This window comes from Aeromonas sp. YN13HZO-058 (assembly GCF_001921245.1).
In the GTDB taxonomy this organism is placed as follows: Bacteria; Pseudomonadota; Gammaproteobacteria; order Enterobacterales; family Aeromonadaceae; genus Aeromonas; species Aeromonas allosaccharophila.
The window spans coordinates 1-18,997 of the sequence record NZ_MQSY01000045.1 but is presented as its reverse complement, the minus strand read 5'-3'; the positions used below and the strand labels follow the sequence as shown (position 1 = coordinate 18,997).

18 protein-coding genes and 4 tRNA genes are annotated in these 18,997 nt (G+C 57.1%); 20 read left to right on the top strand and 2 right to left on the bottom strand.

Features of this window, described 5'->3' with window-relative positions; all coding sequences use genetic code 11:
- Positions 1-137: 137 nt before the first annotated feature.
- Positions 138-788 (bottom strand): acyl-homoserine-lactone synthase, encoded by a 651-nt coding sequence (locus tag BSP75_RS10970; protein WP_075113183.1) that lies wholly within the window; start codon positions 786-788, stop codon positions 138-140.
- A 62-nt stretch (positions 789-850) separates the two neighbouring features.
- Between BSP75_RS10970 and BSP75_RS10965 the strand changes: the two genes are divergently transcribed.
- From BSP75_RS10965 to BSP75_RS10955, 3 genes are all read left to right on the top strand, one after another.
- On the top strand, positions 851-1,633 hold the full coding sequence (locus BSP75_RS10965) for a LuxR family transcriptional regulator (protein WP_075113182.1): 783 nt from the start codon (positions 851-853) through the stop codon (positions 1,631-1,633).
- A 208-nt stretch (positions 1,634-1,841) separates the two neighbouring features.
- Positions 1,842-2,450 (top strand): L-lysine exporter, encoded by a 609-nt coding sequence (lysE, locus tag BSP75_RS10960; RefSeq protein WP_042656447.1) that lies wholly within the window; start codon positions 1,842-1,844, stop codon positions 2,448-2,450.
- 134 nt (positions 2,451-2,584) lie between these two features.
- On the top strand, positions 2,585-4,558 hold the full coding sequence (locus tag BSP75_RS10955) for a bifunctional 2',3'-cyclic-nucleotide 2'-phosphodiesterase/3'-nucleotidase (protein ID WP_075113181.1): 1,974 nt from the start codon (positions 2,585-2,587) through the stop codon (positions 4,556-4,558).
- A 100-nt stretch (positions 4,559-4,658) separates the two neighbouring features.
- Here the strand turns inward: BSP75_RS10955 and BSP75_RS10950 are convergent, their stop codons facing one another.
- Positions 4,659-6,668 carry a methyl-accepting chemotaxis protein gene (locus BSP75_RS10950; RefSeq protein ID WP_075113180.1) on the bottom strand — a complete coding sequence of 670 codons (2,010 nt, stop codon included), beginning with the start codon at positions 6,666-6,668 and terminating at the stop codon, positions 4,659-4,661.
- Between the two features lie 260 nt (positions 6,669-6,928).
- On the opposite strand from BSP75_RS10950, the gene ruvA reads away from it, so the two are divergent.
- From ruvA to BSP75_RS10865, 17 genes are all read left to right on the top strand, one after another.
- Positions 6,929-7,543 carry a Holliday junction branch migration protein RuvA gene (gene ruvA / locus BSP75_RS10945; protein WP_075113179.1) on the top strand — a complete coding sequence of 205 codons (615 nt, stop codon included), beginning with the start codon at positions 6,929-6,931 and terminating at the stop codon, positions 7,541-7,543.
- An 8-nt stretch (positions 7,544-7,551) separates the two neighbouring features.
- Positions 7,552-8,562 (top strand): Holliday junction branch migration DNA helicase RuvB, encoded by a 1,011-nt coding sequence (gene ruvB / locus BSP75_RS10940; protein WP_042063596.1) that lies wholly within the window; start codon positions 7,552-7,554, stop codon positions 8,560-8,562.
- Positions 8,563-9,497: 935 nt separating this feature from the next.
- On the top strand, positions 9,498-11,054 hold the full coding sequence (locus BSP75_RS10935; RefSeq protein WP_042656377.1) for a cytochrome ubiquinol oxidase subunit I: 1,557 nt from the start codon (positions 9,498-9,500) through the stop codon (positions 11,052-11,054).
- Between the two features lie 11 nt (positions 11,055-11,065).
- Positions 11,066-12,202: a cytochrome d ubiquinol oxidase subunit II gene (gene cydB / locus BSP75_RS10930; protein WP_042063598.1), complete on the top strand. Its 1,137-nt coding sequence runs from the start codon at positions 11,066-11,068 to the stop codon at positions 12,200-12,202.
- Positions 12,203-12,216: 14 nt separating this feature from the next.
- Positions 12,217-12,333 carry a cytochrome bd-I oxidase subunit CydX gene (gene cydX, locus BSP75_RS10925; RefSeq protein WP_005304933.1) on the top strand — a complete coding sequence of 39 codons (117 nt, stop codon included), beginning with the start codon at positions 12,217-12,219 and terminating at the stop codon, positions 12,331-12,333.
- Complete coding sequence (locus BSP75_RS10920) at positions 12,320-12,631, top strand: cyd operon YbgE family protein (protein WP_075113178.1); 312 nt, start codon at positions 12,320-12,322, stop codon at positions 12,629-12,631. The genes cydX and BSP75_RS10920 overlap by 14 nt, the downstream gene beginning before the upstream one ends.
- 105 nt (positions 12,632-12,736) lie before the next feature.
- Positions 12,737-13,144, top strand: coding sequence for a tol-pal system-associated acyl-CoA thioesterase (gene ybgC / locus BSP75_RS10915; RefSeq protein ID WP_042063599.1), 408 nt, complete (start codon positions 12,737-12,739; stop codon positions 13,142-13,144).
- Entirely contained in the window at positions 13,134-13,823 is a 690-nt protein-coding gene (tolQ, locus tag BSP75_RS10910; protein WP_042063600.1) for a protein TolQ, read from the top strand. The genes ybgC and tolQ overlap by 11 nt, the downstream gene beginning before the upstream one ends.
- Positions 13,823-14,269 carry a protein TolR gene (tolR, locus tag BSP75_RS10905; RefSeq protein WP_005335733.1) on the top strand — a complete coding sequence of 149 codons (447 nt, stop codon included), beginning with the start codon at positions 13,823-13,825 and terminating at the stop codon, positions 14,267-14,269. Before tolQ ends, tolR begins: the two co-directional genes overlap by 1 nt.
- Positions 14,270-14,274: 5 nt before the next feature.
- Positions 14,275-15,408 (top strand): cell envelope integrity protein TolA, encoded by a 1,134-nt coding sequence (tolA, locus tag BSP75_RS10900; RefSeq protein WP_042063601.1) that lies wholly within the window; start codon positions 14,275-14,277, stop codon positions 15,406-15,408.
- A gap of 95 nt (positions 15,409-15,503) precedes the next feature.
- Complete coding sequence (gene tolB / locus BSP75_RS10895) at positions 15,504-16,829, top strand: Tol-Pal system beta propeller repeat protein TolB (RefSeq protein ID WP_033135654.1); 1,326 nt, start codon at positions 15,504-15,506, stop codon at positions 16,827-16,829.
- A 49-nt stretch (positions 16,830-16,878) separates the two neighbouring features.
- Positions 16,879-17,403 carry a peptidoglycan-associated lipoprotein Pal gene (gene pal / locus BSP75_RS10890; RefSeq protein WP_005304908.1) on the top strand — a complete coding sequence of 175 codons (525 nt, stop codon included), beginning with the start codon at positions 16,879-16,881 and terminating at the stop codon, positions 17,401-17,403.
- 158 nt (positions 17,404-17,561) lie between these two features.
- Positions 17,562-18,365, top strand: coding sequence for a tol-pal system protein YbgF (gene ybgF / locus BSP75_RS10885; RefSeq protein ID WP_075113177.1), 804 nt, complete (start codon positions 17,562-17,564; stop codon positions 18,363-18,365).
- Between the two features lie 174 nt (positions 18,366-18,539).
- Positions 18,540-18,615, top strand: a tRNA-Lys gene (locus BSP75_RS10880).
- 31 nt (positions 18,616-18,646) lie between these two features.
- A tRNA-Val gene (locus BSP75_RS10875) sits at positions 18,647-18,722 on the top strand.
- Between the two features lie 23 nt (positions 18,723-18,745).
- Positions 18,746-18,821 (top strand) — tRNA-Lys (locus BSP75_RS10870).
- Between the two features lie 17 nt (positions 18,822-18,838).
- A tRNA-Val gene (locus BSP75_RS10865) sits at positions 18,839-18,914 on the top strand.
- The last annotated feature ends 83 nt before the right edge of the window (positions 18,915-18,997 follow it).

Genomic DNA, 18,997 nt, shown 5'->3' with positions numbered 1-18,997 from the left:
GCTGAAATAGGGGCGGTGCTGTGATTTTTGACAGTAGTGGTCAGGCCACTGAGGGAGGATACTCTCTGGTGCCGCGTGGGGTAGCCCTGCGGGATCATAGCGATCTGTTTATCCCGGGTCTGTTTTCCCGGGATTTTTTATGAGTGGACTGCCAGCGCCAGTGACGGCTGCAGCAGTGGATAATGGCTGGTTTGATAATGGCCCAGCAGAGGTTGGGAGACCGCCTGCGCGAAGCGTTCATCCAGATGGAAGCGGATGCCAACGCCCCGCACCGCGCCCAGATCGACCGCCTGACGGTGGCCGAGTCGTTCGATAGGCAGGCCGAGGCGGCGGAAGATGCGCTCCACCGGCAGGCTGACGACGGCGACCAGTTCGCGGATCCCGTGGGCCTGGGCGAAGGCATGAACCTCGCGGAAGATGACGCAAGTGAGTTCGCTGACGCCGTTGTTCATGCGCGGAGCGCGCTGGGCATCGATAGCCAGACGGGTCAGTTCCCAGACATCTGAGCTGCGTGGTGCGCGTTCACCAGCAAGGGCGGTGGGGAAGATGGTGGGCAGCATATAGGCATCGGCACAGTTGAGCAGCCGGATGCAGCCACACACGCCTTGCTCGTCCTCGATCAGCACCCAGTGGGTGTCTGGCGTGTCAAAGCTGTCACGCTCCAGGCCACGATGCGACTCCACATCCCAGCCGAGCCGGTCGGAAAAGACGCGATTTCGAAAGCGATAGAGTTCATTTTCCACCTCATTTCGTGGGTGTTCTCTCAATTTTCCTTTGAAAACCAACATTTTGGACCCTCTATCTTGCTATTCGCCGTTATAATCACATGTCTGGCCAAGGGGGCTTTCATATGAACAGAGACCAACTGCTTGAGTACCTCGAACATTTCACTTCGGTGACAGATGGCAATTGTCTGGCCGAATTGATTGGTCGCTTTACGCTCGGGATGGGCTACGACTACTACCGCTTTGCCCTGATCCTGCCGATGTCGATGCAAAGGCCCAAGGTGGTGCTGTTCAACCGCTGCCCCGACTCCTGGGTGCAGGCCTATACCGAGAACAACATGCTGGCGTGCGATCCGGTGATCCAGCTGGCGCGCAAGCAGACGCTGCCCATCTACTGGAATCGCCTCGATGAGCGAGCCAGCTTTCTGCAAGAGGGGAGCATGGATGTGATGGGGTTGGCAGCCGAGTTCGGGTTGCGCAACGGCATCTCCTTCCCCCTGCACGGCGCAGCCGGGGAGAACGGCATTCTCTCCTTCATCACGGCCGAGCGGGCCTCGAGCGATCTGCTGCTGGAGTCCTCGCCGATCCTCTCCTGGATGTCCAATTACATCTTCGATGCGGCCATTCGGGTGGTGCGGTTCAGCATGATGGACAGTGCGGGCAAAGAGCCTCTGACCGAGCGTGAGACCGAGTGCCTGTTCTGGGCCAGTGAAGGGAAGACCTCCAGCGAGATCGCCTGCATCCTCGGGATCACCGAGCGCACGGTCAATTACCACCTCAATCAGGTCACCCGCAAAACCGGCTCCATGAACCGCTATCAGGCCATTGCCAAGGGCGTTGGCACCGGGCTGTTGCTGCCCAATCTGGAGCAGGTTGTGGTCACCAACTTCCCCAGCGTGCTGCAGTAGGCCGGAGCCCGACAGACACAACCGATTCTCCTGCCGCACTCCGAGGGTCACAATTGTCAGATCCGGTAATTGACAAGGGATTGAATAGCGGATGGCTGTGGCGGCCATCATTAGCAAAATGAATCAATCAGTAAATCAACGCATTTCTCTGGATGCTTCCCCCTAGCTATAGTGCCGTTCATTCATCACTTCGGACGGTACTCTCATGCTGCTCGCTACGACGTTGCAAGGCTTCACCATTGGCCTTGCCATGATCATCCCCATCGGTGCCCAGAATGCCTTTGTGCTGAGCCGGGGCATCCATCGCAATCACCATCTGCTGAGCGCCACGCTCTGCAGCGGCTGCGATCTCGTCCTGATTGCCATCGGCGTATTTGGCGGGGCCAATCTGCTGGCCGCCAGCCCCCTCGGCATGGCGCTGCTCACTTGGGGCGGGGTGCTGTTTCTCGGCTGGTTTGGCGGTCGGTCCCTGCTCAGTGCCTGGCGCGGTAAGGGAGAGGGGTTGGCCGACTCAGCCCGGCTGATGGGGGCCAAAAGCGTGCTGGCGATGACGCTGGGGGTCACGCTGCTCAACCCTCACGTCTATCTCGATACCCTGATGCTGCTCGGCTCGCTGGGTAGTCAGGTAAATGAGTCCCTGCGTCCAGCGTTTGCGGCGGGGGCCATGCTGGCCTCGCTGGTGTGGTTCTACTCGCTGGCGCTGGGGGCGGCGGCACTGGCGCCCTGGTTGGCACGCAGCCGGGTGCAGCGGGGGATCGACCTGCTGGTCGGCATTATCATGCTGACACTGGCACTGCAACTCGCTCTGGGGGGTTAGCAGGGGGCCGGGCATTGTGCTGCCCGGTTTCATAAAAATTAATCAAGATGCCAGTTTGTGGCATATTCTCCGGTGAAATTTTCCATCCTTGTGACTTGCTAGATAAAAATAAGGAAAATCCAGTGAATAGAACCATGAAGCTGGGCGTCATTGCCTCCATCATGCTGCTGTCTGCCTGTGGTGCAGAAAAGCAGGAGCAGCCCGGTGCCGTCTCGCTGCGGCTGATCCAGACCTCCGATATCCACTCCAATGTGCTGGGCTATGACTACTACCAGAACAAGGAAGATCGCAAATTCGGTCTCTCCCGTACCGCCCTGCTGATCCGCGCCGCCCGCGCCGAGAACCCTAACAACCTGCTGCTGGACAACGGTGACCTGATCCAGGGCTCGCCGCTGGCGGACTACATTTTCGAGCAATCGGGGGCCGGCTACCTCGACAAGCAGGCCCATCCCGCCATCAAGGCTCTGAATGAGCTGGGTTATGACGTGGGCAACCTCGGCAACCACGAGTTCAACTACGGCCTCGACTATCTGGGCAAGATCCTTAAAGGGGCCAACTTCCCCTACGTCAACGCCAACGTGTTTGAGGGGGATGCCTTCAAGCGTGATAGCAATGGCAAGATCGACTGGAGCGGCAACAAGTTCACCCCCTATCTGCTGCTGGAGCGTCAGGTCAAGGATGACAAGGGGCAGCCGCAGACCGTCAAGGTCGGTATTCTGGGGCTGACGCCGCCGCAGGTGCTGCAGTGGGACAAGCGTCATCTGGAAGGCAAGGTGGTGGTGGCCGACATGGTCGAAACCGCCAACCACTATGTGCCCGAACTGCGCGCCAAGGGGGCCGACGTGGTGGTGGTGGTCGCTCACTCCGGCATCAATGCCGGCAGCTACGAAGCCATGATGGAGAACGCGGCCTGGCATCTGGCCAAGGTCGAGGGGATCGATGCCCTGATGCTGGGCCATGCCCACAAGAACTTCCCCGGCGACTTCCCGGATCTGCCGTTGGTGGATAATCAGGCGGGCACCCTGAACGGGATTCCCACCGTAATGCCGGGCTTCTGGGGTAACCATCTGGGGATCATCGATCTCAAGCTGGAGCAGGTGGCTGGCAAGTGGCAGGTGAAGCAGAGCCAATCAGCCTTGCGCCAGATCGATTCCAGCGAAGGGAGCAAGGTAGACGAGCAGGTAGTGGCTCTGGTCAAGGCGGATCACGACGCGACCAACCAGTGGCTGGATCGCCCGCTCGGCAAGATCACCTCCTCCATCCACAGCTTTTTTGCGCTGGTGCAGGATGACCCCTCGGTGCAGCTGGTGAGCGATGCCCAGCGCCAGCATGCCGAGCAGTTGCAAAAGGATGGCCTGCTCAAGGAGTCCTATCCGATCCTCTCCGCCGCCGCCCCGTTCCGTGGTGGTCGCAACGGCATTACCGATTTCACCTATGTGACGGCGGGGGATATCTCCCTGCGCAACGTCTCCGACCTCTACATCTACCCGAACACCCTGCAGGTGGTCGAGGTGAACGGTGCCACCGTCAAGGAGTGGCTGGAAATGAGTGCCGGTCAGTTCAACTGGGTTGATCCGGCCAAGGGCGAGGTGCAGTGGCTGGTGAACGAGAAGTTCCCCACCTACAACTTCGATGTGATCGACGGAGTGAACTACGAGGTGGATATCACCCAGCCCGCCCGTTACAACAAGGAGGGGGAGAAGGTGAGCGAGGGTCAGCGGATCAGCAACCTGACCTTCAACGGCCAGCCCATCGATCCGGCCCAGAAGTTCTATGTGGTGACCAACAACTACCGCGCCAGCGGGGGCGGCCACTTCCCGGGTGTGGATGGCAGCAATATCGTGCATGAAGATCCCTTCGAGACGCGCGAAATCGTCGCCCAATATCTGAAATCCCGTTCCGCCAGCAATCCGCAAGGATTCAGCCCGGCTGCCGACAACAACTGGCACATGAAGGCGCTGCCTGCCGGGGTGGATGTCCGTCTCTACTCATCGCCCCGTGAAGAGGCCAAGGCGCTGGCAGGCAAGGATCTGGCCTATCAGTCCACCCTGCCGATGGATGACGAGAAGCACCCGGGCTACGCCATCTACCGTCTGGTTCGCCAGTAACTCGCCGATGGCTGGATGGTGTGTCCGGCCCGCAGAAAAGCAAATGCCAGTCCGTTCACGCGGACTGGCATTTTTTTGCGCCGGGTTCGGCGGGCGCTGGCTACACCCGGAACTGGGAGAGCAGGCGCTGTTGCAGCAGGCTGGCCTGATGGAGCGAGGAGGCGAGCTGCAGGCACTCCTGCGCCTCCTGTTCGCCAGTTCTGGCTTGCAGACTGATGCCGGAGACCTTGTCGGAGGAGTGGCTCAGGGTGTGTGACAGCTGTCCGGTGGCATCCGCCACCTGTTGCACCATGTCGGCCAGCTGGTCGATGGCCCCTTCCACCTTGAACAGGATCTGCTTGGTGTTCTCGGAGTCCTGCATGCCGGACTCCACCGTCTTGAGGTTGCGTTGCATCATCAGGTAGGCGGTCTCGGTTTGCTGCTGGATGCTGCTGATCACCTGGCTGATCTCGGCGCTGGAGGTGGCGGTGCGATTGGCCAGGGTGCGCACCTCGTCCGCCACCACCGCAAAGCCGCGCCCCATTTCGCCCGCCCGGGCCGCTTCGATGGCCGCATTGAGGGCCAGCAGGTTGGTCTGCTCCGAGATGCCGCTGATGGTGGAGATGATCTGGCCAATCTGGCTCGCCTGCTCCTTGAGGGAGTTGATGGCGACGGCGCACTCGCCCACCTCCTGTACCACCCGCTGCATGCCCGCGCTGGCCGAGGCGACGTACTGGCTGCTCTCGGTGGTCAGCTGGCGCACCTCGTTGGCATTCTGGGCCGCCATGCTGCAGTTGTCGGAGATGGTGGTCGCTACCTGCACCATCTGTTCGCTGTCGTGGTGCAGGGCCTGGGCGTGTTCGGCGGTCTGGCGGCTGCTCTGGCTGATCGCTTCCACCCGGTTGACCGAGGTGTGGACGTGTTCGCTGATGTGCTGATTGTTGTCCATGGTGGAGCTGATCATCTTCTGCAATTTTTCGATGAAGCGATCCACGCTGTTGGCCAGCGAACCGATCTCGTCATCCCGTTGCAGGTTGATGCGTGCGTTGAGATCCCCCTCGCCGGCGGCGATATCCTGCATCCGTTTGTCCACTTGCAGCAGCGGCGTCACCAGCTTGCGGGTCAGCCAGAAGCCGCAGAGAGTGACCATGATCAGGCTCAGCAACAGGCCACCGAGCAGCAGGGCGCGGGTCTGGCTGATGATGCCGTTGAGTTGGGTGACCTGATCCTCGACGGTGGCATCACCGCTCGCCTCGATGGCAACCAGTTGTTGTTTCAGCTGGTCGGCACTGGCCTCATAGAGAGCCTGCTGGGCCTGATAGCTGCCGAGTGCCTCGATCCACTGCCCCATCAATTGCTGATGTCGGGTCAGCAGGGCGCGATACTCTGCCGACAGTGTCTTGCCAGCAAATTCGCCGGTTCCCTCGATATCGAACAGCCCGGTGCCGAGCATGCTGTCGATCGCTTCGTGGTAGAAATCGGTCGCCTCTTTCAGCTCGGCCTTGATCGCCGCCGTGACCCCCTGTCTGCGCATCTTCTCCAGCGCATAGAGCTGGCGCAAAAAGCCGATGTTGGACTCCATCCCCCCGTCGGCTGCTTCCCAGCGGGTAGAGAGGCCGCTGTTCCAGCTGATGGTCTGGTCGGGGGATTGGGTCAGCGCCTCCACAGCGCCATCGCCGATCACCTCCAGCTGGGTCGAGAGACGGGCCATCAGGTCGGCGTTCTGATGCAGCGCCTGATCCGCCTCGGTATAGGCCTGATAAAGCGCCAGCAGCTTCTCTTGCTGCTGTTGATAGCCCTGTTTCTGCTGATCCATGGTGGCAAGGGCCGCGCTATCGATCAGCTGGCCCTGGCTGACCCGGGCCAGCGCATCATCGGTTGCAGCCTTGGCAGCATCGAGTTCGGCCCGATTGAGCGGCGCGCCGTTTTGCATCTTCTGGATATAGAGCTGCTGATTGCCCAGCTCTATCGAACCCTCCATGGCGCCATCGGCGGTCTGCCAGGCGGCGCCCAGCACATAGGAGAGCAGGTCGGCAAGCCGCTGGCTGCCATACCAGCCCACGATCCCCATGCCCAGCGTGCAGCCGAGCAAGATGGCAAGACCCAGATTGGCGGTGGTAACAATTTTCATGTGATGGCCTTCCTTGGTATCGACATTGGCACCATGTTCGGTTCCGAACGGGTTTAGTGTAGTGGTTTATCCCCCGGTCAGGGTCCGCTGCGGTGTTGAAACATCCCGTGCACGGGCTGCACCCGATCAAGCATGGTGGCTAATTGAATAAAAAGCCTCTCTGACGACGCCCCTGTCACGGCCCTATGCTGGATACTTATCCAGTTATTCTTTATGCTATGAGCCAATTTACGAATAGCTGTATTGGTGAGGAGAGAGCCGTGATTGGTCGCTTGAGAGGCATTGTCATTGAAAAGCAGCCCCCCGAGGTCCTGCTGGAAGTGGGCGGGGTTGGCTATGAGGTGCAGATGCCGATGAGCTGCTTCTATGATTTGCCGGAGATCGGCAAGGAGGCGGCCATCCATACTCACTTCGTGGTGCGCGAAGATGCCCAGCTGCTTTATGGTTTCAACCACAAGCAGGAGCGGGCGCTGTTCCGCGAGCTGATCAAGACCAACGGGGTCGGCCCCAAGCTGGCGCTGGCCATTCTCTCCGGTATGACCGCTACCCAGTTCGTGCTGAGTGTCGAACGCGAAGAGATAAGCTCCCTGGTCAAACTGCCGGGTGTCGGCAAGAAGACCGCCGAGCGGCTGGTGGTGGAGATGAAAGATCGGCTCAAGGGCTGGGTCAGCCACGATCTCTTCTCTCCGGCCCTAGTCACCTTGCCAGCCAGTGAGCCCGAATTGCGTGCGCCGGATGTGACCGAAGAGGCGGCCAGTGCGCTGGTGGCTCTCGGTTACAAGCCGCAGCAGGCGAGCCAGATTGTCAGCAAGATCGCCAAAGAGGGGATGTCGGTGGAAGAGATCATCCGTGAATCCCTGCGTAGCCTGGTGTGAGGTAGTTGATGATTGAAGCAGACCGTCTTATCTCATCAAGCGCCGCGCGCGAGGATGAGATTATCGATCGGGCCATCCGCCCCAAGAAGCTGGCTGACTACACCGGTCAGGATACCGTCTGCGAGCAGATGGAGATCTTTATCGAAGCGGCGCGCCAGCGGGGCGAGGCGCTCGATCACCTGCTGATCTTTGGCCCGCCGGGTCTGGGCAAGACCACCCTCGCCAACATCGTCGCCAACGAGATGGGGGTCAATATCAAGACCACCTCCGGCCCGGTGCTGGAGAAAGCGGGGGATCTGGCGGCGCTGCTCACCAACCTCGAACCGAACGATGTGCTGTTCATCGACGAGATCCACCGCCTCAGTCCGGTGGTGGAGGAGGTGCTCTATCCGGCGATGGAGGATTACCAGCTCGACATCATGATCGGGGAGGGGCCTGCGGCCCGCTCCATCAAGCTGGATCTGCCTCCTTTCACCTTGATTGGCGCCACCACCCGGGCCGGTTCACTCACCAGCCCGCTGCGGGATCGCTTCGGCATCGTCCAGCGGCTGGAGTTCTACAACGTCAAGGATCTGACCGATATCGTCTCCCGCAGTGCCCGCTGCCTGGGACTCGAGATGACGGAAGATGGTGCCATTGAGGTCGCACGTCGCTCTCGCGGCACGCCGCGGATTGCTAACCGTTTGTTAAGGCGGGTGCGCGATTTTGCCCAGGTGAAATCCGATGGCCGCATCGATGGCCCCATCGCGGCCCGCGCCATGGACATGCTGGATGTCGATAACGAAGGGTTTGACTTCATGGACCGCAAGTTATTGTTGGCTGTGATAGACAAGTTTATGGGGGGCCCGGTGGGTCTCGATAATCTGGCCGCCGCGATCGGGGAAGAGAAAGATACTATCGAAGATGTGCTGGAGCCTTATCTGATCCAGCAGGGGTATCTGCAACGTACACCCAGAGGACGGATTGCGACCACACGAGCCTACGCTCATTTCGGTCTTCAGCGACCAGATGAGAAGTAAAAACAGTCGTTTGAATATGAAACCGCCGTCAAAGGCGGTTTTTTATTATCCTGGCAAAAAAAAAGCCCACGGCGGATGCGGTGGGCAAAGACAATTCAGGATGGATGTTCACAGACAGTGAGTGCGTCTGGACACAGACCGGAAAATAAACAGTTGAGCCGTCGCGAGCTCTCAGAGTCGGTTCATTTGATAGAGCTGAACAAAGGAAAGCTTGTAGTAACGGATGGTTTTAGCAACAAACTTTTTCATCTTCGATTCCAATAGACAGGTTCAAATTGATCGTCGAATACGTACCGTGAACCCAGATTAACCGGCCTGTATCCAAGGGTATGCCCTCACTGCGAGGCGCATTGTAGGAGTTCGAACCGACCCGGGCAAACAAGAAAAATTGCACTTTTCAAATTAGTTTATCTAATGTCTTGATTGATGAAATTGGTTCGCATGAGTATGCATTCTTTGCAGTTTTAAATTGAGTTTTCGAATCAGATCGCCTGACCCGGATAACATGGGAAAAGGCGCGTCATCCACGCTTTTCAAATTAAACGGGGTGGCGGGATGTTAAATTCTTAAATTGATTTAAATCAATGTTTTACGATTTGTCATGTTTTGTGATCCGGCTCGCGTCAATAATCGTGAAATAGATTAAAAATGCCTTTTAAAGCCATGTATGGCGGGTCCTTTTACATTGATTTCAATCAAATAAAGGTGATATAAAAACTCGGTCATCATGGGCGAGAATAAATTCAGGCTGATTGTTTTGTAATTGTTAAACATTAGCTTTGTTTGTGTTCTCGTATTGCCTTGTTGTTAATGTCAGTGGTTACTGAACGCGTTTTGTTGTGACATGTCTCAATGAGGCTCATTCGATAACCTCCAACGGAAGCTTTGTGCTTAAAACTTAAAATAGCCGTGCCAATAATCGGTGAGGAAACATCATGATTGCTGAGCATGTGGTAGACCTATCGCGGTTCCAGTTCGCTGCGACGGCCCTTTATCACTTTTTGTTTGTACCCCTGACGCTGGGAATGGCTTTTCTCCTGGCGATCATGGAATCCGTCTATGTGATGACCAACAACACCATCTACCGGGACATGACCAAATTCTGGGGTAAGTTGTTTGGTATCAACTTTGCCTTGGGGGTCACCACAGGCCTGGCCATGGAGTTCCAGTTCGGGACGAACTGGGCGTACTACTCCCATTATGTCGGCGATATCTTCGGGGCCCCGCTGGCCATCGAGGGGCTGATGGCCTTCTTCCTGGAGTCCACCTTCGTCGGTATGTTCTTCTTTGGTTGGGATCGTCTGAGCAAGCAGCAGCATCTGGTTGCCACCTGGTTGATGGCGCTGGGTACCAACCTCTCCGCCCTCTGGATCCTGGTCGCCAACGGCTGGATGCAGAACCCGGTTGGTGCCGAGTTCAACTTCGAATCCATGCGGATGGAGATGATGAGCTTCGCTGACGTGGTGCTCAACCCGGTTGCCCAGGTCAAGTTCGTCCACACTGTGGCGGCTGGCTATACCTGTGGCGCCATGTTCGTGCTGGGTATCTCCTCCTACTACCTGCTGAAGAATCGTGATGTGGCGTTTGCCCGTCGCTCCTTCGCCATTGCCGCCGCGTTCGGTATGGCTTCCATCGTGTCCGTGCTGATCCTCGGTGACGAATCCGGTTACGAGACCGGTGAAGTGCAGAAGGTGAAACTGGCCGCTATCGAAGCCGAGTGGGAAACTGAACCTGCTCCGGCCGCATTTACCCTGTTCGGTATTCCGAATCAGGAAGAGATGCGCACCGACTACGCCATCAAGATCCCCTATGCACTGGGCATTATCGCGACCCGTTCTCTGGACGGTCAGGTCACCGGTCTGAAGGATCTGAAGAGCGAGCACGAACTGCGCGTCCGCAACGGTATGACCGCTTACGACCTGCTGACCAAGCTGCAATCCGGTGACAAGTCTGACGAGACCCGCGCTCGCTTCGACGAAGTGAAGCAGGATCTGGGCTACGGTCTGCTGCTCAAGCGCTACACCAGCAACGTGACCGATGCGACTGACGATCAGATCAAGGCCGCGGTGGATGACTCCATCCCGCAGGTACTGCCGCTGTTCTTCGCCTTCCGCATCATGGTTGCCGTCGGCATGCTGATGCTGGTGCTGATCGGTATGGCCTTCTATGACAGTGCCCGTCATCAGATCGGCCAGCGCAAGTGGCTGCTCAAGGGTCTGCTGTGGGGTATCCCGCTGCCGTGGATCGCGATTGAAGCCGGCTGGTTTGTGGCTGAATATGGTCGCCAACCGTGGACCATTGCCGAGGTGTTGCCGACTTCCCTGTCTGCATCCAACTTGCCTGCAGCTGAAATCTGGTTCTCTCTGATCGGTATCTGCCTGTTCTATACCGTACTTCTGGTTATCGAGATGTACCTGATGTTCAAGTATGCCCGCCTTGGCCCCAGCAGCCTGAAGACTGGCAAGTATCACTTTGAACAGCTCAAGGCATAAGGAGAGCGACCATGTTTGATTACGAAACTCTGCGTGTCATCTGGTGGGCTCTGGTCGGCGTACTGCTGATCGGTTTTGCCATCACTGACGGCTTCGACATGGGGGTAGGCGCACTGCTCCCGTTCGTCGGCAAGAAAGATGTCGAGCGCCGCGTGATGCTCAACACCATGGGGCCGCACTGGGAAGGAAACCAGGTTTGGCTGGTCACTGCCGGTGGTGCCTTGTTCGCCGCCTGGCCGATGGTGTATGCCGCGACCTTCTCCGGCTTCTACATCGCCATGATCCTGACGCTGATGGCGCTGTTCCTGCGTCCGGTCGGTTTCAAGTACCGCTCGCTGCGTGCTGATGCCAAATGGCGCAGCAACTGGGATTGGGCCTTGTTCGCCGGTAGTGCCGTGCCGCCCATCGTCTTTGGTGTGGCCTTTGGCAACCTGCTGCAAGGTGTTCCGTTCGAGTTTAACCAGTTCATGATGTTGACCTATCACGGCAACTTCTTCGGCCTGCTTAACCCGTTCGGTATCCTGGCTGGTCTGGTGAGCCTGTTCATGCTGCTCACCCAGGGCGCAACCTGGTTGATGATGAAGACCGATGGTGAAGTGCTGGCACGTTCCCGCACTGCCGCCATGATCTGCTCACTGGTGACTCTGGTGCTGTTTGCTGCCGCGGGTTGGTGGGTAAGCGGTATGGAAGGGTATGTCATCGTCAAGGCCGCCGCGACCGACGCGGTATCCAACCCGATGAACAAGGAAGTTGTCCTGCAGGCTGGCGCCTGGATGAACAACTACACCCTCTATCCGTGGATGGTGGCCGCTCCTGTACTGGGTCTGGCCATGAGCCTGCTGACTGCGCTGTTTGCCCGCATGAACATCGGCTGGCTGGCGTTTACCAGCTCCTCGCTGGCGATTGCCGGGGTCATCCTCACCGCCGGTTTCTCCATGTTCCCGTTCGTGATGCCCTCAAGCCTTGAGCCGTCACTGAGCCTGACCATGTGGGATGCTACCGCCTCCTTCAACACCTTGCAGGTGATGACTGTGGCTGCAGCGATCTTCGTACCGATTGTGCTGGGTTACACCCTCTGGACTTACATCAAGATGTTTGGCCGGGTAACCAACAAGCACATCGAAGATAACCAACAATCTCTCTATTAAGAGGTGCGCTGACAATGTGGTATTTCACCTGGATCCTGGGGCTGTTGCTGGCCTGTGCATTTGGCATCATCAATGCGCTGTGGCTGGAACACACCGAGAACATGGATCGTCAGATCGATGAAAACAAGTGATCGACTCGCCAGGCTGGCCGCTCCACTGGAGCGCCAGCCGTGGCAGGGGTTGATGTTACTCGCGGCGGCCTTGTTGGCCGTCGCTATTTTACAGGCCCCCAATCTGATCGCGGCCAACACCAGCGAGCATGGCCACTGGCTTGCTCCCTGGCTGATGTGGGCCGTCTGTTGTGGCGTACTTAACGGGCTTGGCTTTCATCTGAAAAGCCTGCCCGGACGTGTGCTGTTCAACCCCTGGCTCGCCTGGCCCAGTTTGTTGTATGGCCTCTGGCTGACACATTCATATTTCCTTTCATAAAAAACGGGGGGAGGCAGGATTTCCCTGTCTCCCCCTGCTTCTTTCCTATTCAGCCCTGCGCTATGATAGCCCCCCATCTGACTGTCGAATGGATCACAGATTGTTATGGGGGAAGTCTTTGAGTTTCCGGTGCGTGTCTACTACGAGGACACCGACGCCGGGGGCATCGTCTACAACGCCAATTATCTCAAGTTTATGGAACGCGCTCGCACCGAGTTTCTTCGTGCCAAAGGGGTCGAACAGGACGTCTGGCTGCAGGAGGGATATGCCTTCGTGGTGAGCCGAACTGAGATCGATTTCCGCTCGGCGGCCCGTTTTAATGAACTTTTAACTGTATTAACGCAAGTGATTGAAGTGAAACGCGCATCCCTGCGTTTTTCGCAGCAGATCCTGGCGGCTGATGGACGACTGATCACCCAGGCCATGGTACAGATAGCCTGTGTCAGTCATCCGCAAATGAAACCTGTAGCTATACCTGAAAAAATCAAGGGAGTGCTGTTAAGTGCACGCTGAAATTTCGTTTATTGGCCTGTTTTGGCAAGCCAGCCTGTTGGTAAAACTGGTCATGATGACCCTGATGAGCATGTCTATTGTCTCGTGGGCGCTGATTATCCAGCGCTCCAAGGCGATCAAGGCGGCCAATCTCGCATCGGAACAGTTTGAAGATCGCTTCTGGTCAGGAGTCGATCTCAATCGACTCTATCAGGAGTCCTCTTCCCGCCGCGATGACATCGAAGGCATGGAAGATATCTTCTACTCCGGCTTCAAGGAGTATGCCCGCTTGCTCAAGGCCGGTGCCCGTGGTCAGGATGCGGTGATGGACGGTACCTACCGTGCCATGCGCGTCTCTCTCTCCCGTGCGGTGGATGAACTGGAATCCAACCTGCCGGTGCTGGCGACCATCGGCTCCATCAGCCCCTATATCGGTCTGTTCGGTACCGTATGGGGGATCATGAACGCCTTTATCGCCCTCGGTCAGGTGCAACAGGCCACCCTGCAGATGGTGGCACCGGGTATCGCGGAAGCGCTGATCGCCACCGCCATGGGTCTGTTTGCCGCGATCCCGGCGGTTATCTTCTACAACCGCTTCTCCAACAAGGTCGAGCGGCTGGAAAACGCCTACGCCAACTTCATGGACGAGTTCACCACCATTCTGAACCGTCAAATTGCACAGCAGCAGGGTGATCAGTAATGCAAACCTATCAGCGGATCCGGCGCAAGAAGGTGGCCGAGATCAACGTGGTTCCCTATATCGACGTCATGCTGGTGCTGCTTATCATCTTTATGGCGGTCACGCCGGTGATCACGCAAGGGGTCAAGGTGGATCTGCCACAGGCTGAGTCCGAGCAGTTGCCGGAAGATGCCAAGCCGCCCTTCATCGTCAGCGTCAATACCGAAGGCGAATATGTCATCAAGGCTGGCGAAGCCGATGATGAGCCGGTGCCAAGCGGTACGCCAGAGGCGATGCAGCAATACATCACCGAAAAAGCCATGGGCTATCTGGCGATCAACCAGAATGCCCCCGTGGTGGTCGCGGGTGACAAGGCCGTTCGCTACGAAGAGGTGATCCTGTTGATGGTGGCCCTCAAGAATGCGGGCGTGCCTCAGGTTGGCCTGATGACAGATCCGGTGAACTAACGGAGATGGATGTGAAGCGTGGTATTTCCGGTTATCTCATCGCGTCGTTTCTGCTGCACCTGATCATCGGCATCATCCTGTTTGTCGGGCTCGATTTCAGCAAACCGAAGCGACCCGAATCGAAGGGGCAGATCGTCAATGCCGTCATGCTCGATGAGAACTTCCTCAACGAACAGGCCAAGCAGATCCAGCAGCAGAAATCTCAGCCCAAGCCTCAGAAGGTAGAGAAAGAGAAGGATAAGGAAGACACGGATCTCGCCAAGCGCGAGCTGGCTCAGAAACAGGAGCAGCTTCGTATCGCCGAGACCAAGCGCAAGCAGGCCGAAGAGGCCACCCGTAAGGCCGAGGCCGAGAAGCAGAAGAAAGTGGCCGAGCAGAAGCAGGCGGAAGAGAAGGCCCAAAAAGCCGAGGAAGCCCGCAAGCTGGAAGAGCAGAAGACCAAGAAGGCCGAAGCCGAGCGTAAAGCGGCGGAAGCCGAAAGCAAGGCGCTGGCGCTGAAGAAGAAAAAGGAACAAGAGAAGAAAGAGGCCGAGGAGAAGGCCAAGGCGGCAGAAGCCAAGGCCAAGAAAGCGGAAGCTGACAAGAAGGCCAAAGCCGAAGCCGAGAAGAAAGCCAAGGCAGAGGCTGAGAAAAAAGCCAAAGCCGACGCCGAGAAGAAGGCCAAGGAAGAGGCTGACAAAAAGGCAAAAGCTGACGCAGAGAAGAAAGCCAAGGCAGAGGCCGACAAGCAGGCCAAGATCGCGGCTGAGCGCAAGCGTAAAGCAGCCGAGCAGGCCAAGCTGCAAAAAGAGATGGAAGAGATGATGCAGCAGCAGCTGGCGGCTGAGGCGAATGCCCGCAGTCAGGCAGCATCGGCAGCAGCGCAGGGCGAAGTCGACAAGTATGCGGCGCTCATCAAGGCCACTGTTGAGCGGTATATGATTTTGGATCCCACCATGCGGGGCAAAACATGTACTATCGGCGTACGTCTTGCGAGCAGTGGCTTTGTCATATCGGTAGATAACGGCCAGGGTGACCCGGCGGTCTGTCGTTCCGGTAAGGCAGCTGTCCTGAAAGCCAATCAACTGCCAGTGCCGAAGGATCCTGCGGCATTCGAGATGTTGAAGGAATTTAACCTGAAGTTAGAACCGAGTATCTAAGCGTGATAAAACGAGGTTGTTTACAAGTGGTTGGCAGCGTCTCGCAGAGAAAGGAATTTAACCGCTCATTTTTATTGGAACCGAGTATTTAAGCCATGATCAGAAAAGTATTTTTTGCTTTGGTTGGCTGTTTGTTGCTGGGCCAGAGTGCCCAGGCGGCCCTGGACATCGTCATCACCGGCGGTATTGATAGCGCACGCCCCATCGCCGTCGCCCCCTTCAAGTGGGAAGGCAACGGGCAGCTGCCGCAGGACATCGCGGAAGTGGTCTCCAACGACCTGATGCGCAGCGGCAAGTTCAAGCCGCTGGCCCGTGGCCAGATGCCGCAGACCCCGAGCAGCAGCAGCGAGATCAACTTCGCGCCCTGGGCTTCCCAAGGGGTTGAAGCCGTGGTGGTGGGTTCCATTTCGGCAGTCGGTGACGGCACTTACAAGATCAACTTCGAGCTGGTCGATGTGCTGAAAGGTCAGCTGGCCAAGGCGCAAGGTGGCGAGAGCAACGGTTACATCCTGGATAGCCGCATGGCAACCATCCCGGGTGCCCAGATGCGCCAGTTTGCCCACCGCATCTCCGATATCGTCTATGAGCGTCTGACTGGCGAGCGTGGTGCCTTCCTGACCCGTCTGGCTTACGTCTCCGTGCAGCAGGGTACCCAGTTCCCGTATCAGCTGCGCATTTCTGATTACGACGGCTACAACGAGAAGACCCTGCTGCGCTCCCGCGAGCCGCTGATGTCTCCCTCCTGGTCGCCGGATGGCAGCAAGCTGGCCTACGTGAGTTTCGAGAACCAGAAATCCGAAATCTACGTGCAGGATATCTACACCCAGCAGCGCAGCCTGATCACCAGCTTCCGTGGTATCAACGGGGCGCCGGAGTGGTCTCCTGATGGTCGTCGTCTGGCTATCGTTCTCTCCAAAGATGGTTCACCGAACCTCTATGTGGTTGATGTCGCTAGCAAGCAGCTGACCAGGGTGACTACCAGCCGGGTGATCGACACCGAACCCTCCTGGCTGCCGGACGGGCAAAATTTGTTGTTCACCTCTGAACGTGGTGGCAAACCCCAGATTTATAGCGTAAATTTGGCGACTGGTATGACTCGCCGGATGACTTGGGAAGGTGAATCCAACCAGGGTGCATCCATTACTCCTGATGGCAAAATCATGGTGATGGTAACCCGTGTTCAGGGGCAATACCGTATTGCCCGTCAGGACATGGAAAACAATGCCCAGTTGGTCCTGACTCAGAGCGCACTTGACGAGTCCCCAAGTGTGGCACCCAATGGCAGCATGATCATTTATGCCACCATCTATCAGGGTCGTAAGAGTCTCGCGTTGGTGTCGACTGATGGTCGCTTCAAGGCTGTGCTTCCGACCAGTAGCGGTGAAATTCGTGCACCAGCTTGGTCGCCCTTCTTGAATTGATAAAAATCCAATTGTTTTTTGTTTTGTTATAAAGGTTTAAGGAAATAGCATGCAACTCAATAAACTGCTCAAGGGTTTGGCCATCGCACTGCCACTGTTCACCCTGGCCGCTTGTAGTTCTTCTTCTGATTCTGACGCCGCTGGCGCTGAGTCAGGTATGACCGACGGCATGGGCGGTGTACAAACCGGCGGCGCCAACGGCATGTTGTCCCCGGAAGAGCAGATGCGTCAGAAGTTCGAAGCACTGCAACGTGACAACGTGATCTACTTCCCGTTCGACGGTTACGATATCCAGGGTCAGTACGCTGATCTGCTGGATGCCCACGCCAGCTACCTGCGCGAGCGCCCGAGCGTTAAAGTCCTGATCGAAGGTCACGCCGATGAGCGCGGTACTCCGGAGTACAACATCGCCCTGGGCGAGCGTCGTGCCAAGGCTGTAGCCAAGTATCTGCAAACCCTGGGTGTGCAGGCAGAGCAGCTCTCCATCGTCAGCTATGGCGAAGAGAAGCCGCTGGACATGTCCCACACCGAGGATGCCTTTGCCAAAAACCGCCGCGCGGTTCTGGTTTACTAAGGTTTGAACCGAACGAAGTTCGTTTATATGCAAGCGGCCATTTCGATGGCCGTTTTATTTGCACTAAACGCCAAGGTTTGATCCGAATGAAATCTGTATAAGCGAGCGACGATGGCGCTGGCCGTTTTATTTGCACTAAACGCTAAGGTTTGATCCGAATGAAATCTGTGTACAAGCAAGCTGTTGTTGCGCTGGCCGTATTGGTTGCTCTGAATGCGCATGCGGCGGCTCCTGTCAGCGATCTGGGCGGTGACTCGGGTGGCGGGGTTGTCCTTAGCGGCAACAACGGCGCCATTGTGCCCACCGGTAGCCTGGAAGATCGGGTTGCCCTGCTGGAGCGCACCCTCAATGCCCGTCTGCGGCTGCAAGCTGAATTGCAGCAACAGGTCGACTCCCTGCAAGGGGAGGTTTCCGAGCTGCGTGGTCAGCTGGAGCAGCAGACCTACCAGATGGAACAATCGCAAGAGCGCCAGCGTCAGCTCTATCAGGAGCTCGACAAGGTCGCCAGCAGCCAGCAGTCTGCTCCGGCGGCAGCGGCCCCTGCAGCTGCCGCTACACCGGCTGCCGCAGCCAACTACTCAACCAATCAGGATGAGAATCAGGCCTACGACGCTGCGGTCAACATGGTGCTCAAAGAGAAGAACTATGACAAAGCCATTCCGGCTTTCCAGGGCTTCATCAAGCAGTACCCCAATTCGGGCTATGTTCCCAATGCGCACTACTGGCTCGGCCAGTTGCTGTTCAACAAGGGTGACAGAGCCGGTGCCTCGGCCCAGTTCTCGACCGTGGCCAACAAATACAGCAAATCCCCCAAGCGTGCCGATGCGCTGCTGAAGCTGGGTATGCTGGCGCAGCTGGATGGCAAGAAGGCGGAAGCCAAAACCTTCTATGAACAGGTGATCAAGGGCTATCCCAACACCTCGCCGGCCCAGTTGGCCAAACAGAGTCTGGCCAAGCTGTAACATTGCTGTATGTCACTGTTTTCGTAACGCTACTGTAAAAACAGCCCACATTTGTACGCACAGTGAGCAAACGGATTTAAATTACGAATTTTCTGTTGCACCGGAAATTTAAATCCGTAATATAGGCCGCCGTCAGAGCCGAAGCAGTAATGCAGTCGGAACTGGTCGTGGTGAGGGTCGTTAGCTCAGTCGGTAGAGCAGTTGACTTTTAATCAATTGGTCGCTGGTTCGAATCCAGCACGACCCACCATTTTCTCCACTCGGTGGAGACAGAATTCCCAGGTCGTTTAGCTCAGCTGGGAGAGCACCTCCCTTACAAGGAGGGGGTCACTGGTTCGATCCCAGTAACGACCACCAGTTTGTAAAAAAATGATTTAGATGGGTCGTTAGCTCAGTCGGTAGAGCAGTTGACTTTTAATCAATTGGTCGCTGGTTCGAATCAAGCACGACCCACCATCATTTCAAGAATCTCAGGTCGTTTAGCTCAGCTGGGAGAGCACCTCCCTTACAAGGAGGGGGTCACTGGTTCGATCCCAGTAACGACCACCAGTTTGTAAAAAAATGATTTAGATGGGTCGTTAGCTCAGTCGGTAGAGCAGTTGACTTTTAATCAATTGGTCGCTGGTTCGAAT